The organism is Bacillus cereus group sp. MYBK15-3, assembly GCF_051916765.1.
In the GTDB taxonomy this organism is placed as follows: domain Bacteria; phylum Bacillota; class Bacilli; order Bacillales; family Bacillaceae_G; genus Bacillus_A; species Bacillus_A cereus.
Map to the genome: position 1 here is coordinate 164461 of NZ_JBQAHG010000008.1, position 14908 is coordinate 179368.

Below are 14908 nucleotides of genomic sequence, written 5' to 3' on the forward strand. Positions count from 1 at the left end.
ACCTTCTCTTAGTTATTTAATTGCACCTTTTGTTAATCCTTGTTGTAATTGCTTTTGCCCTAAAAATAGTAAAATCAATGTTGGAATAACGATAACCGTAACACCGGCCATTACGCTTCCCCAATCAGTTGCAACTTCTTGAGACTGAAGCTGCTTCACACCGATTTGCACTGTTCTTACTTTTTCATCAGTGGTCACTAAAAGTGGCCATAAATACATATTCCATGTTGTTAAAAAGCTATATACTCCAAGCGTAATAAAACTCGTTTTACAATACGGAATTACAACGCTGAATAAAAATCTTATATTTCCAATCCCTTCAATAAACGCAGCTTCTTTCAGTTCATTCGGAAGTGTCATAAAATGTTGACGTAACAAGAAAATACCGAAAGCTGTTGCAAAAAACGGCACTGTCATCCCAGCAAAACTATTGATCCAACCAAAGTTTTGAATCGTTAAAAAGTTAGGCACCATCGTTGCTTCCCACGGAATCAGCATCGTTGAAATAAACAGGAAGAAAATTAAGTTTCTCCCTTTAAACTGAAGAAAAACAAAAGCATAAGCTGCTAAACTTGATACGATAAGTTGTCCAATCATAACGACTGTCGATACAATTAAACTGTTATATAAGTATGTAAAAAGCGGTACCTTTTGAAAAATATTAATAAAATTATCAAAAGTAAATTGAGTCGGAAATAACCTTCTCATTTGAATATCGTCTGGTGTCATAAAGCTTATTAAAAATGCATACAGTACAGGAAAAAATACCATTACTGCACTAATAATGAGCAGCATGTATAATAGGAAATTTTGTTTCCACTGTTTAACAATCATTTATAATGCACCTTTCTCTCAGCAAACTTAAATTGAAGTAATGTAGCAATGAAAATGAAAACAAATAATACCATTGCTTGTGCACTTGCTGTTCCAAATTGATGATTCACAAACGCCTCTTTGTAAATCGAGTACACAATCAAATTCGTTGCATCATTTGGTCCACCGTGCGTTAAAATATCAATTTGCCCAAAGCTTTGGAACGCACTAATTAATGTTACTGTTACAATAAAGAATAAAGTTGGTGATAGCATCGGTAATGTAACACGGCGAAGTTTATATAAATAACTAGCACCATCTATAGATGCACTCTCATATAACGACGTATCGATATTTTGTAAACCACCTAATATAACTAAAAATGCAAAACCTGTATTCACCCAAACTGTTGTAACTGATACAGAGAATAGTGCCCAGTCCGGACTCGTTAACCATGCGATTGCAGGAAGGTTCATAGAGGCTAATATATTATTAAATAATCCTACACTTGGATGAAATAAAAATAGCCAAATCACTGCACTAGCGGCTACTGATATTCCCATCGTCGAAGAAAACAGAACTCGGAATAACCCAATACCTCTTACTTTTCCATTTGCAATCAATGCAAGAAACAAAGCAAATATAATACTCGTAGGCACTGTATATAAAACAAATAATAAAGTTGATTTTATACTTTTGTAGAAGGCTGGATCAGAGAATAAGTATTGATAATTTTCTAAGCCAACGAAAAGATTAGCTTCCCCATGTATATCGGTTAAATAAAAGCTATAGTAAATCGTCCTAAACAATGGATAGAACAAAAAAATCGAAAATAACAAAATAGATGGCGCCAAAAACAATAATCCTATTCTTAAATCTTTCGTTCTCCCCCATAATTTTTTCTTTTTTGACACCTTTGTTTGAACTGGTAACTTACTTACTCCAATCATTATTTCGCCACCACTTTCAACTCTTCTTCAGCTACCACTTTTAAGCGTTCATTCGTGTTTTCATTAAAGAAGCATAACTTTTCTTGCGAGAATAATAATTTTACTTTGTCACCTTTGTTCAAGAGTAACTGTCCGATGACTTTCGCACTCCAAGTTGTTCCATTTACCGCAAAGTTCAATATAGATTCATTCCCTAATACTTCTACAGATTGCAACGTCACTTCTTGTCCCTCCTCAGACAGTGCAATATGCTCAGGGCGCATGCCTATGCGAATTGTTCCTTCTGGTAATTGCTTTAACTGTCTAATAGATAATGGAATTTGCAATTGCCCTATATGTAATACACCTTTTTCTTTATTTACTTCCCCATCATTTATATTCATAGAAGGAGAACCTATAAAGCTTGCAACAAATTCGTTTGCAGGTTCGTTATATATGTCAAGTGGTGTTCCAACTTGCTGTATACTTCCTTTATTTAAAACCATGATACGATCTCCCATAGTCATCGCTTCTATTTGATCGTGGGTAACGTAAATCATCGTAATTCCTAATCGCTGCTGAATTTCTCTAATTTCAATTCTCATTTGCGCACGTAATTTCGCATCCAAATTCGAAAGTGGTTCATCCATTAAACAGATTGGTGCTTGACTCACAATTGCCCTGGCAAGTGCAACACGCTGTCTTTGTCCGCCTGATAATTGGCCTGGTTTCATTTTCACATACTCTTTCAGTCCTACCATTTCAATAGCTTCCATTAATCGCTTTTGTCGCTCTTCTTTTTGTACTTTTCTTACCTTAAGTCCAAATAAAATATTTTCTTCTACAGATAAGTGTGGATATAATGCATAATTTTGAAATACCATTGATAGATTACGGTCTTTCGGCTCTAGATCATTTGCAACACGTTCATTAATAATTAAATCTCCTGAAGAAATCTCTTCTAAGCCAGCGATCATTCGTAATAATGTGCTTTTCCCGCATCCCGAAGGTCCAACTAAAACAAAAAATTCACCCTTCTTAATATGAACCGATACGCCTTTAACCGCTGTCTCTTCTGCATTTTTATATACCTTTGAAACATTTTTCAATTCAATCACAAGGTTGCACTCCTTTTTTCTTCTTGTATCCATACTTCATAATGACTTGTTGAAATTGCACTTGCTCCTGCACGAATTGCAATTTCCGCATCTTCTCGCGTTTGAATCAACCCTCCTGCAATAATAGGAAACTCTATTTCCTCTACTAGCTGTTTAATAATAGAAGGCATAATCCCCGGCATAATCTCTACTGCATTTGGTTTAGTCGTTTTACAATTTTCAATTGATTTAGTAAGAGATAAAGTATCTACAATAAAAATACGTTGAATTGTTTTCAATCCAATTTTATTAGCATTTCGAATTGTTGAACCCTTTGTTGAAATAATACCTTGTGCCCCGATAACATCTTGAATATACAAAAGCGCTTCCTCTGTATTCGTATTTAAGCCTTGTATAAAATCACAATGAAGAAATACATCATGTCCATGTTTCTGCAATTCATATACACGCTCTGGTAATTCCAGCATTGAACCAGTCATAAGAAAAACTGTTTTCGGCAATTTTTTGTATGCTTTGTATCCTTTCCAATCCTTTATCATCGCAATATAAGGTTCTTTAAACATTTTTTCCACCTAACTGTTCTATTTTTATCCAAACTAAAAACACCTACTTACATAGAACGCCTTTCTCCTTATTTGAACTCTAGGGAATAGAGCACACCTAAGAAAGTGGCACATTATATGTAAGTGGGTGTTCTCAAATGTTCTCTACCCTATTTATTTTGTTACCTTTACTATATTACGCATTTATTAAGTCAGTTTTGATAGATTGTTAATTAGGTGTTAATCGAATGTTAATATTCACCATATTTTCTTAATATTAATCTAGATATACAAATAAATCCCAACGGCAAACAACTATCTTTAAAATTTAAGTGATATGCAAATTCATTCCATAGTTAATTAGTTTTAGTTTTCTCGCAACGGCTTGTGAAGCATAATTATTCCAAGAAGTACTATAAAGTGGAATGCTTTTTTCTTCTTGTATTGATATCGCCCAGGCTGTAACACCATCAGTACCATATCCGTTCCCTTGAAACTCCGCTAAAGTTTCCACACTTGCCTCAGCAGCTACGGGCGTACTTCTGGCACTGCAACAAACAGAAACTACCTTTTCATTTTTTACAATTGCCAAATAAGGTTGCCTCCTTATTTACTCCATTTACCATCCATTCATAATCTATTTTTCATGTTCAAAATAAAAATCCCATTCAAATACACATTACTGAATCCATCATACTAACTGATTTCTTCATTCTGTCTATCTAAATGGGATTATTTTTCGTTTTTTACTCTACTGGCTGTTGTGGCTGTACTACTTCATTCGCTCCAGCTACCCTCAACATATTTACAATATCTTTAAAACCTCTTTTTTCAGCGTATTGCAGTGGCGTCAGCTGTTCCTTGTTAGCCATATTTACATCTGCACCGTGATCAATAAGCAATTGAATTACTTTCTTATGGTTTTCACTACCATTTCCTAATACAATTGCTTCTAATAGCGCTGTTCCACCACGTTCATTTTTATAATTCACATCAATATCTGTATGCTCTAATAATTCTTTAACAACCTCTACATGGCCACGCTCAGATGCAGAAATAAGTGCTGTCCCACCTGACCTAGTCGTTTCTTTCGTATTAACTCCTGCATTAATTAATACTTTTACAATATCCGTATATCCTTCTCTACTTGCATAAAGAAGTGGATTACTTTTTTTCTCATCTTTAATTTCAATATTAGCACCTGCACCAATTAATGCTTTAACTGTCTCTACATGATTTTGGTACGTCGCTGCAAGGACAGGCGTTTCTCCGTTGTCACCTTCTACGTTTATATTCGCTCCATCCTGAATCAACTTCATAGCTGTCTCTGTGTCTCCAAGGGTAGCTGAAAGTAACAACTGTTTGTCCATTAAATTTATACTTTTCTCTTCTTTAGATTCTTCCTGTTCTTTATGCTTCTCTTTTTTCTTTTCATTTTTCACATGAACCGGTTTCGATTCTGGTTCTTCTTGCTTATCGCAAGCCACTACCGTCATTAAAAGTCCTAATAAAATACATAATAAAATTTTTTGTTTTCTCACAACTACAGCTCCTATGAAAGATAATGTTTTCTTAACCATTCCTCCATCACATACAATAACTCTTCTTGAGTACATTTATCCATAAGCCCTTTAGATTCCTTCTTTAATCGGATTATCTTAAGCTTATACTATGTTTCTCAACCTATTGAAATGATACGCCTGATGGCCCCATCATTAACATTATGAAGCAATTAGTTTAGCACGTTTTTACCGCATTTGTATACATTTCTAAAAAGTACATAAAGTGAAACTTTAATTGGTGGGGGTTTTGTTCATCCACCACTAATTATTAGCCCACACCAATCGGGCTTTTACGGGCAGCCCGACTCCACCTAACTTCTTTGCTTTCACTAAATTTTGAGGTGGGGATCTTACTGCCCGTTAATGCGGGATAAATGATTGCTTTAGGTTACTATATTCCATTGTAACCGTTCTTCTAAAAATTTTACACCTTTTCTATATTTGCACCTGAGTAATAATAGAAAAAGACAACTATATAGTTGTCTTTTTCTATTATTAATGATGTCCACCATGATTTCCTGCTTTCGGTTTCCCCATCATCTCTTTATTCATTTCCCATTTATGCTCTGCTAGCTCTTTATACGAAAGAACTTTACCCTTATAGTTAGATACAAAGCTCTCTGCATCTTTTTTATTTTTAAATGAAATGACATTATAAGCCATCGGTGTCGTTATTGTTTTATCATATACGTAAGTAGCCTCTTCTAACGAAATCCAATCTTTCGAATCATAATCTCGAACAAATTTCTCTTTCGTCTTTTCACCTGAGTTGATCTCCATCCATTTATACATACAACCGATATCATCAAACTTTAACGCTTTTCCATTTTCTAAAATAATTTCTGTTGCAAATTGATTATCTGTTACCCCAATTTGGCAAATATCACATTTATCATGTTTCTCATCAATGGCAACAGCTGCTGTTTCCTTTTTCCCACACCCGACTACCGTAAATACGAAACATAAACATATAGCAAGTACGACATATTTTACTTTCATCAATATTCCTCCCTAGAAACCGTATACTCCACGAAAAGAATACCAAAAGGTTGTGTGAGATTTGTGAAAAAACAATGTGCTTTTTGTAATATAGGAAACAAACAAAGATGTGTAGTTATTTCTACACATCTCTCATCACTCGCAACCTGTAATTAACAAATCATCTTCTAACTTAACTAATAATGTATCCGCACTAATTTCCTGTCCAACTTCTACATTTACCAATCTTATATTTCCACTAATACCGACTGCGATTTTTTTAAGCTCACCGTCATTTTTTCGAATCATCAATAATTTTTCCCATTCATATACGTAAGAAGATTCATTAATAAAAATCTCCTCTACTTTTCCTTCATAAGAGCTATAAATCTCTTCAATTCTCGTTTTCATATAACATCTACTCCCTATTTCACACTTCACTATTTTCATCTTATTCTACCATTCTTACGAGGAGCAGCTTACTTTTTAAAAATTCAAATTAACTACCGTGAACAAAATGAACAAAATAAAAATTATGCTTCTAATGATGTTATTTTTCAAATTATTTACCATTTGAATAGATGCTTTTATTATAAATAAAAAACATTTTTTCTGAATTTTTATTCTATTTTGAAAGCGCAATCATTCTTTTGAGGGGGAAATCACATGTTAGCACTACTTGGATTTGCGATGGTATTTGTCTTTATGTTTTTAATTATGACGAAACGTATGTCAGCGCTAGTAGCATTAATATTAATTCCGAGTGTTTTTGCATTAATTGGCGGATTCTATGCCAATATGGGGCCTATGATGTTAGAGGGAATTCAAAAATTAGCACCTACTGGTATTATGCTTATGTTCGCTATTTTATATTTTGGAATTATGATTGATAGCGGTTTATTCGATCCTGTCATTAGTAAGATTTTAAAATTTGTAAAAGGAGATCCTTTAAAAATCGTTATCGGAACGGCTATATTGACTATTATCGTTTCTCTAGATGGTGACGGTACAACAACATACATGATTACAGTTTCCGCAATGTATCCACTATATAAGCGCCTTGGAATGAACCCCCTCATATTAGCTGGAGTTGTTATGTTAGGGGCGGGGGTAACAAATCTTACACCTTGGGGTGGACCCACAGCTCGTGTTATGAGCGCACTTGGACTTGAGGCTTCCGAATTATTTACACCTCTTATTCCAGGAATGATTGCTGGTGCAATTTGGGTTGTTTTCGTTGCTTACTATCTTGGAAAAAAAGAAAGAAAACGTTTAGGAATTATGGATGTACAGTATTTAAAACAAATGCAAACAATGGATGAGCAAGCTGCAACTGTCGAAGCCGCAGTGCATAAACGTCCTAAACTTCTATGGATTAACTTTTTATTAACCGCTACATTACTTGTCTGTCTCATACTAGAAGTTATGCCGTTACCTGTTTTATTTACAGTCGCTTTTGCTATTGCTGTTATGATTAACTATCCAAACTTAGAGCAACAGAAAGAACGTATTGCTTCTCATGCAGGGAATGTATTAGCAGTTGTTTCTCTCGTATTTGCTGCCGGTATTTTCACTGGTATTTTATCTGGAACAAAAATGGTAGATGCAATGGCTAACAGTGTAGTAACTCTTATACCAGATGCACTTGGACCACAATTGCCAATTATTACAGCTCTTCTTAGTATGCCATTCACATTTTTCATGTCCAATGATGCATTTTACTTTGGGGTATTACCTATTTTAACTAAGGCTGCTGCTACTTACGGAATTAGTGCAGCTGAAATGGGACGTGCTTCCTTACTTGGGCAACCCGTTCACTTATTAAGTCCTCTTGTTGCATCCACTTATTTATTAGTTGGGATGGCAAAAGTTGATTTTGGTGAACATCAACGTTTTACTTTATTGTGGGCAGTTGGAACGACAATGGTGATGTTGATTACTGGCATTGTAATTGGGATTATTCCAATATAAGACGCAAAAAACAGTAGAAGAAATAAATCCTCTACTGTTTTTTATTATGAAGAAACAAGAAAATACCGTCTCTCCGGTCTCCCCACACTCCCATATATTAGCTCTGCGTGGACTTTCTTCCCAGATATCAAATACTCTAAATAGCGCCTTGCAGTTGATCGACTTACGCCTACCATTGAACTTAGTACCTCTGCTGTAATCCCTTCTTCATTAACTGTTAACATATGTTTTTTTATTTTTGCTAAAGTTAAGGGGTCTATCCCTTTCGGGGCATATTCCATTTCATTTCCCTTTACGCCTCTTTGAGACCATAAATGTTCTATTTGTTCCGTAGATAATTGATTATTTTTCTTCAGCTGCACAATCTTTTTTTGATAACTTTCCAAACTCGCCTTAAATCGATCAAACATTAGTGGCTTTACAATATAATCTGTTACTCCGCCCCGCAGGGCGTGCCTCACTACATCTGTTTCCGATGCCGCTGTAATCATAATAATATCTGTATCGTGCAAATGATGCCTAATATATGTGACAAGTTCCGTTCCTTGCATATCAGGTAAGTACACATCTAATAACACAAGCTGTGGCTTCACAAGCTCTAGCCATTCTTTCGCTTGTTCTCCAGTCGTTGCCGTTCCAATTACTTTAAATCCCTCAATTTTTTCAGTAAAACGACGATGAATGTCAGCAATCCGAATATCATCTTCTACAATTAATACTTCAATCTCCTCACCCATTACTATTCGCCTCTCTCTTTCGGTAGTGCAATAATAAATAACGCACCACCTAAATCCCCTTTTTCAATTGCAATACTTCCATTTAAATCTTCTACTAACTCTTTCACTTTTGCTAATCCATATCCTCGCTCTCCTCCTTCTTTCGTCGAAAAGCCTTTATAGAATATGCTAGTAATTATTTCATCATGAATCCCTTGCCCTGAATCTTCCACTTCAATTACTATTTCTTCTCCAATATCAGTTACAAACATCCTTACTGTCTTATCATTCTCTTCATTTTTTTCAATTGCTTCAAATGCATTCGTAATTAAATTTCCTAAAATAGAAACGACATAATTACTCTCAATATGTGGACTTAATTTGTCTAAACCACTTTCTCTATCTAGCATAAAATCAATCTTCAACTCTCGTGCTCTATTATAAAATCCAATTAAAATTCCACCTAGCCATGGATTTTGAATCCGCTTCATAATAAATTGAACAAAATCTTGATATACCGCTGTTTCCTTATGAATAAGCTCTAAAGCATCTTCGTATGATTCTAATTGGATAAGACCTGAAAGCGTATACAATAAATTGTTATATTCGTGCGCTTGCGCTCGTAATGCCTCTGTATATTGCTTCGTCTGAGATAATTCTGCTGTTAACTGATCCATTTCAGATTTCAAACGTAAGCTCGATACAACGCCAGTTACTTTATTCTTTACTTTAATAGGTAGACGGTTCGCAATAACAGCCTGTCCTTTTATATTTAATTGGCGATCAAACTGTTCTTCACCAGTTTGAAGTACATCTAGTATCGTTGAATTAGGAATTACATTTAAAATAAATTCCCCAATAATATTTTTTTGTTTATCTAGCGAAAGAATATCATAAGCTGCTTGATTGACTAAACTAATCATGCCATTTTTATCGATTACAATAATCCCTTCACGTACAGATTGAATCACTGTACTATGCTCTTCATATAAAGATGAAATTTCTTCTGGTTCCATCCCGAACATCATTCTTTTTATACTTGCCGCTAAATATATAGAGCCAATTACTCCAATTAATAGCCCTATTATTGTAATCCAAAATACACGCTTTCCATACACGTCTACCGCTCCATGAATATCGTCCATTGAAAATCCAACAGACACCACACCAATGATTTCATTTTCCTGATTACGGATTGGAACTTTTCCACGTAATGAAGGGCCTAATGATCCAGTTGCTTTCGAAACATATGATTTTCCTTCTAATAAAACACCTTTGTTATCTCCACCAATCATCGCTTCTCCTATTTTATCTCGCTCAGGATGTGCATATCGAATCCCCTCTTTATTTCCAACTACAATGAAGTCAGCCTCTGTATCCATTCGAATTCTTTCTGCAATCGGCTGAATGATAGAAGCTGGGTTTTCTTTTTGAAAAGCTTCCTTTATTTCAGGTATAGCAGCAACTGTTTTCGCAACATGCAAAGCTCGTTTCCCAATTTGCTCTTCTACCGTTTCAGATAATATGTAATAAAATAAATAACTCGTTAGCATAAGTACAACTAAAATAAGTGTACTTATAGTTAATGTAATTCTCGGTTGGAGTTTTAATTTTTTAAATTTCAAAACCATTCCCCTAACATGATTAAAGATGGAATTTAAAGAATATACAGTCTCTTTAATTATACTTAATCATAACACGGTTACTCTATATTTCTTTCTTTTTCTCTTCATAAAAAAAGAAACGAAGTAAAATTACTACCTCGTTTCTTAACATTCGTTATTACACTTTAAACTTACCAATCATCTCTTGTAATTCTTCTGCCATTTGTGATAAATGAACTGCTGCTGCATTTATTTCATCTACTGAAGCTAATTGTTCCTCAGAGGAACCAGCAATATTTTGAACACTTGCTGCATTTTCTTCAATCGTAGCTGCAATTTCATTAATAGATGCACTTACTTGTTTTGCATCTACCGTCATTTGTTTTGCTACATCTACCATGCTATCAATTTGTACAACTGTATCATTTGTAGACTTCAATATTTCGGCAAAGCTTTGCTTCGTTTCATTTGCAACTACAAGTCCTGATTGTACTTCTACTCCAACTTGATTCATAGAGCTTACTGTTTCTTTTATATCAAATTGAATCTCTTTCACTAGTTTCCCAATTTCCGTAGAAGACTGTCCTGATTGTTCTGCTAGCTTTCGCACTTCATCTGCTACAATTGCAAATCCTCTTCCTTGCTCTCCAGCTCTCGCAGCCTCAATTGCCGCATTTAACGCTAATAAATTTGTCTGTTCAGCAATATGTTGAATCACTTCAAGGATTGCTCCAATTTGTTTCGACTTATCGTCTAACAAACCAATGATTTTGTCTGACTGCGAAACAGACTCATGAATTAATTGCATTTGATTCACAGTTTGTTCAACTAACTTCCCACCATTTTCAGCTTTTTTCTTCGTATACATAGAGGCTGTAGATACTAATGAAGAACTATCTGCAACACGCTGAATTCCTTCTGTAACTTCTTCTAACAATGTTGCTCCTTCTTCAACTTCTTTCGTTTGTATTTCTGCACCACTTGATACTTGCTCTATCGCCTGTGTAATTTGTTCCGTTGCTTCGCTTGTCTGCTTCATACTAGCTGTTAATTCTTCGGAAGATGCCGCTACATGACTTGCTGAAGTGTTTATATTGGAAATGACACTTTGTAACGATGCAGCCATCTCGTTAAAACTTTCTCCTAGCTGCCCAATTTCATCTTTAGAATGAACTGTAATTGACTCTGTTAAATCGCCTTCACTAATCTTTTTCGATGATATAACAAGTTGTTTTAACGGACTAATAATAGAAGCAATTATGAAGTAAATTAAAATCCCACCAATTACTAATGAAATACCAATAACAGTTATTGTTTTATAGAAAATAGGGTTAGCTGCTTCGATAATTTCTTTTGAAGGCATAATTCCTGCTATTTTCCATCCAGTTTTCTTATTCGTTTTAAAAGTGATATTGCGATCTTCACCATCTAATGAATAATAAAAATCTCCAGCTTCCTGTTTATACAATTCTTTACTAAGTTTCTCTTCTAATTTCTCTCCTGGCTTCATTTTCGGGTGCGCTACTACATTTTTATCTTGATCAAATATCGCTACATATCCTTCCTTACCGATATTAACCATCTTGGAAGTAGTAACAATATTATTAATGATTAAGTCAATCCCAAGAACTCCACTTTTATCCTCGTTTTGTTTTGCTAGTGTAATAACAATATTCCCTGTCGTTTTGGACTTATATGGAGCAGTTACAATTACCTCTCCACTTTTCTTCACGGCCTCTTTATACCAATCTCTTTCTGTAGGATTATATCCATCTGGCATCTGAGTAGCTGGTGATTGAATGAACTGTCCATTACTAGATCCTGTATAGATTGCTTCCATTTCTGGATGCAGTTTATTGTATTCTTCTAGTTTATTTTGTATGTTTTGAATTTGATCTGCTTGGTAACTTGATTGTGTGAATAATTTCGTAAAATAAGTTGCATCTACTTTTTTACTATCCAATTCTTTATTAATTACATTATCCAAAATTTTTATATTATCTTTCGCCGAGTTTAAAATCGTTTCATTAAAATTCGTCTTCGCCTGTTGATAAGACGTCCAACCAATTACAATACTTGGAAGAATTAAAATAATAATAAATGATACAAGTAACTTTGTTTTTAAACTACTACTCCTTAATTTCCCTTGAAACATACTTCTACCCCTCCATACCGTTTTAAATGTAATTAATTAACATTTAATCTTTCTATAAAAGTAATACGATTTAAATGTATCGATGAGACTCTCTATCTTTTTCTACATCATAAAGAATTGATACATATATTTTTCATTCTATATAAATTAAATAATTAAAACAATGTATAAAAATGTATATTATTCGAAATATTATAATTCACAGAAGAACCTCTAGTATTTCACTTACTAGAGGTTCTTTCCACCTTACTATTCTTTATCTTTTTCTACTTCTTTTTTCTCATCTTCTACTGCAGATACAACAGGTTTATCACTTGATAATTGTTGTACCGCTCCTTTTCCTGCAAATCCTTCTAATAGCTCTTTTAAGTCAATTCCAGAAGAAGCTTTTAACGTTTCTTGCATCGTTGCCATTAAATCAGTCGCATAACCTGCAACTTTTCCGGCGCCGCTATTTTTACCACCGCCACCTGTATCGACAACTGTAATTTTATCAATATTGCTAAGTGGGCTTGCAATTTCTTTCGCATAACTTGGAAGCATTTTAAGAACCATATCCATAATTGCCGCTTGGCCATATAACTCGAATGCCTCTGCAATTTTTTGTTTCGCTTCTGCCTCTGCTAAACCTTTTAATCTAATAACATCCGCTTCCGCTGTACCTTGTGCTTTTTGTACTTCTGCTTTTGCTTGACCTTGCGCTTTTTCAATTTCCGCCTTCGCTAAACCTTCTACACGTACTTCTTCTGCACGAGCTCTCGCTTCAGCTTCAATCTTATATTGATCCGCATCTGCCTTTTTAATTTGTTTCACTTTTTCTGCTTCCGCTGATTGCTCAACAGCATAGCGATCTGCATCTGCTTTTTTCTTAACTTCTGCATCGTATTGCTTCTCACGACGCGCAATCTCTTTTTCTTCTAATTCAATTTGTTTCTCACGCTCAATGATTTTAACGCGCATTTGCTCTTCTGTAACACCTTGTTGTGCTTTCGCTTGTTGTAATTCGTAAGAAAGATCCGCGTCTGCTCGAGCTTGTTCTTGCTCTCTCTTATAAGATTGTACTTTTAATTCTTTATGTTTTTCAGCTTCAGCGATTTGAGCATCACGTTGATATTCAGCTTCTTTTGCTTCTTTCTCAGCACGAGCTTTTTCAATACGAGCTTCTTTTTCACGCTCTGCATTCGCAATTGTTGCATCACGCTTCACTGTCGCAATTTGCGGCTGACCAAGTGCATCTAAGTAACCATTCTTATCCATAATTTCTTTAATTGTAAAGGAAACGATGCGAAGACCCATTTTCTTTAAATCAGTAGAAGCTACTTCATGTACTTTTTGAGCAAATTGCTCTCTATTACTATACGCATCTTCTACTGTCATAGAAGATAAAATCGCACGTAAATGACCTTCTAAAACTTCTTTTGCTTCTACTTTTAACTCTTCTGTTTCTTTTCCTAAATATTGCTCAGCTGCTGTAGATACTTCTTCAATCGTAGAACCTACTTTAATAATAGAAACACCATTTACTGTAACTGGAACACCTTGCTTCGTATACGTATCACGTGTACCCACTTCTAACTTATAGTTTAATAGGCTTAAAGGCTCTGCTCGTTGCATAATTGGAACTACGAATGTACCGCCACCGCGAATAATCTTAATCTTCTTTCCATCATCAGTGGTAACTACATTTTTTCCGCCACCAAGCCAGTTCCCTGTAACAATTAACGCTTCATCTGGTCCAACTGTTCGATACTTCGTAATGAATACTAAAATGAGTAGAATTAAAATTGCGAGTAACACTCCACCAATAATTAATGGAATCGTCATGTGAATTCCCCCTTATAATTTTGGTTTTTTTAAAGAATAAGCGATGTTTTGTACAAGTAAAACACCATCTTGGACTCCCTCGATAATAACTTCAGTTCCTTGTGAAATATCTTTTTTCCCAATTGTTTTAGCTGGAATTGCATTACTTCCAAATTGAGAGGATATTAGTACTTCTCCAAATCCTTCTGTAGGAATTGTTGTAATGACTTCCCCTTTGCAACCTATGAACTCATCCATACGTTGCACAGTATTTTGTTCTGCTTCTGCAATCGGCTTTAAAATTAGTATTTTCATTATGAATACACCAATAAAGGATATAGCACATGCAGCCCCGAAAATAAGAATGCTATTAAAGGAAAATAAATATTCTCCTATATAACTAAGCCCACATAACATGGCGAAAAAACTAAGTAATAAAGTAACAACGGATACCGATCCGCCTCCAAAACTAAATATGGATTCAAATATATCTCCAAAAAAGATATAAATCACAGTGAGTATAGTAGCAATAATAAATCCGTATAAATAAATTGTTTCAAGTGGATAACCAAACAAAACCATTTCTTATCCCCCTCTCTTAAACAATCCCTTTTTTGTTATGTGTATGCCCCACCTCTTTCAAAGATTATAGTTCTTAATTTTCAGTTATTTATCTTTTAAAGAAAAACCTGTAAGACAGGCCTCTAAAAAAGAACA

The 14908-nt window shown here is 34.8% G+C and carries 13 protein-coding genes and 2 pseudogenes; 1 reads left to right on the plus strand and 14 read right to left on the minus strand.

The features are described 5' to 3' along the window. Positions 1-12: 12 nt before the first annotated feature. The 8 genes and pseudogenes from ACTFR8_RS26415 to ACTFR8_RS26450 all read right to left on the minus strand — a co-directional run bounded on the left by ACTFR8_RS26415 (position 13) and on the right by ACTFR8_RS26450 (position 6353). Positions 13-834 (minus strand): carbohydrate ABC transporter permease, encoded by an 822-nt coding sequence (locus ACTFR8_RS26415; protein WP_000635946.1) that lies wholly within the window; start codon positions 832-834, stop codon positions 13-15. Then, positions 831-1763, minus strand: a complete 933-nt coding sequence (locus ACTFR8_RS26420; RefSeq protein WP_000580652.1) for a carbohydrate ABC transporter permease — start codon at positions 1761-1763, stop codon at positions 831-833. The genes ACTFR8_RS26415 and ACTFR8_RS26420 overlap by 4 nt, the downstream gene beginning before the upstream one ends. Further along, entirely contained in the window at positions 1763-2860 is a 1098-nt protein-coding gene (locus ACTFR8_RS26425) for an ABC transporter ATP-binding protein (RefSeq protein ID WP_000571387.1), read from the minus strand. The genes ACTFR8_RS26420 and ACTFR8_RS26425 overlap by 1 nt, the downstream gene beginning before the upstream one ends. Further along, complete coding sequence (locus ACTFR8_RS26430) at positions 2857-3423, minus strand: glycerol-3-phosphate responsive antiterminator (protein WP_000472003.1); 567 nt, start codon at positions 3421-3423, stop codon at positions 2857-2859. The genes ACTFR8_RS26425 and ACTFR8_RS26430 overlap by 4 nt, the downstream gene beginning before the upstream one ends. A 307-nt stretch (positions 3424-3730) precedes the next feature. Beyond that, positions 3731-4006, minus strand: a pseudogene (locus ACTFR8_RS26435) (GNAT family N-acetyltransferase); the annotation flags it as partial. Positions 4007-4148: 142 nt separating this feature from the next. Beyond that, positions 4149-5018, minus strand: a complete 870-nt coding sequence (locus tag ACTFR8_RS26440) for an ankyrin repeat domain-containing protein (RefSeq protein ID WP_000287337.1) — start codon at positions 5016-5018, stop codon at positions 4149-4151. Between the two features lie 441 nt (positions 5019-5459). Then, complete coding sequence (locus ACTFR8_RS26445) at positions 5460-5963, minus strand: nitrous oxide reductase accessory protein NosL (RefSeq protein ID WP_000865667.1); 504 nt, start codon at positions 5961-5963, stop codon at positions 5460-5462. A gap of 135 nt (positions 5964-6098) precedes the next feature. Then, complete coding sequence (locus ACTFR8_RS26450) at positions 6099-6353, minus strand: hypothetical protein (RefSeq protein WP_000857376.1); 255 nt, start codon at positions 6351-6353, stop codon at positions 6099-6101. A gap of 255 nt (positions 6354-6608) precedes the next feature. Between ACTFR8_RS26450 and ACTFR8_RS26455 the strand changes: the two genes are divergently transcribed. After that, entirely contained in the window at positions 6609-7913 is a 1305-nt protein-coding gene (locus tag ACTFR8_RS26455; RefSeq protein ID WP_000880467.1) for a CitMHS family transporter, read from the plus strand. Positions 7914-7957: 44 nt separating this feature from the next. Here ACTFR8_RS26455 and ACTFR8_RS26460 read toward each other — a convergent pair whose 3' ends face one another. The 6 genes and pseudogenes from ACTFR8_RS26460 to ACTFR8_RS26485 form a co-directional block, all read right to left on the minus strand. Then, entirely contained in the window at positions 7958-8650 is a 693-nt protein-coding gene (locus ACTFR8_RS26460) for a response regulator (protein WP_000503463.1), read from the minus strand. Positions 8651-8652: 2 nt separating this feature from the next. After that, positions 8653-10260, minus strand: coding sequence for an ATP-binding protein (locus tag ACTFR8_RS26465; protein ID WP_080008911.1), 1608 nt, complete (start codon positions 10258-10260; stop codon positions 8653-8655). A gap of 151 nt (positions 10261-10411) precedes the next feature. Continuing rightward, the gene (locus tag ACTFR8_RS26470; RefSeq protein WP_372474689.1) at positions 10412-11359 is read right to left on the minus strand and encodes a methyl-accepting chemotaxis protein; all 948 of its coding nucleotides are present in this window, start codon (positions 11357-11359) and stop codon (positions 10412-10414) included. After that, positions 11354-12388, minus strand: a pseudogene (locus ACTFR8_RS26475) (HAMP domain-containing protein); the annotation flags it as partial. The pseudogene ACTFR8_RS26475 and the gene ACTFR8_RS26470, both read right to left, overlap by 6 nt. Positions 12389-12637: 249 nt before the next feature. Then, a complete protein-coding gene (locus tag ACTFR8_RS26480) occupies positions 12638-14212 on the minus strand; it encodes a flotillin family protein (RefSeq protein WP_000155005.1) in 1575 nt (524 codons plus the stop codon). 12 nt (positions 14213-14224) lie between these two features. Then, positions 14225-14773, minus strand: coding sequence for an NfeD family protein (locus ACTFR8_RS26485; protein ID WP_000242438.1), 549 nt, complete (start codon positions 14771-14773; stop codon positions 14225-14227). Positions 14774-14908 lie beyond the last annotated feature (135 nt).